The sequence below is a fragment of the Paraburkholderia sp. RL17-373-BIF-A genome, assembly GCF_046030175.1.
Classification (GTDB): Bacteria; Pseudomonadota; Gammaproteobacteria; order Burkholderiales; family Burkholderiaceae; genus Paraburkholderia.
The window spans coordinates 1-747 of record NZ_JARESO010000344.1 but is presented as its reverse complement, the minus strand read 5'-3'; the positions used below and the strand labels follow the sequence as shown (position 1 = coordinate 747).

Genomic DNA, 747 nt, shown 5'->3' with positions numbered 1-747 from the left:
AATAGTTGCACAAGTTTACCCAACGCATGGACCAGTCTATAATTCTGATCCAACTCCCCCAAGGGCAATACCTCGCTCACCATATCGGGGCTTACCCAAATCTGTTCTACGAGAGCTACTACAATATGTAACAGTATCTCTCCAGTCAGTGACGGCAATGCTAACGACGTGGCCACTTGGTCACAATATTCCTCCAATCCGAGCAGACGCAGTAGCTGCTTTAGGTCGGCGATTACTGAAGCTAGGTGGCTCCCTACAATTGGCTGTCCGCTCAGCGCTAGTTCGTACGCCAGAACTCGCAACATTGTGCGGAGCTTACGCTGCCTATCCGGCTTCTCGCCCAGTACATCCAACCATTGCGAAAGTTTCTGACGTGAGGCGCTGGCAACGTGATAGAGCCCTCGCAATTGCTGGTGCAGCGCAGGAGTGGAACTACCAGACTCCAACAAGCAAAACAATGACAATGCCACATCGTCGTCGACTAACAGCGCCAATGCATCCTCAAGCTTTCGACGCAGACGTCCGTTTGGCTTGCCGCGGACTAATACTCCGACCAGCATAAGAGCCATTGTGGCGGGATCTGATGTCTGGCGCCGAAGTGCCGGTATCAGTTCTGGTGCGTCGACCCAGTCGACCGACCCGGCAAGTACACTGCTCAAATCGATAGAGTCGTCTATCGAGAGTTGTGCTACCAGCTTCTGTGCCGACACCCGACCACGCACACCATCCTGGGTTCCGCTGCGACGA

General features: G+C 53.8%; 1 protein-coding gene. It reads right to left on the bottom strand.

Annotation, left to right across the window (positions count from 1 at the left end; all coding sequences use genetic code 11):
* A partial coding sequence (locus P0D80_RS50765) for an HrpJ domain-containing protein (RefSeq protein ID WP_408296451.1) occupies nucleotides 1-747 on the bottom strand: 747 nt, incomplete at both ends.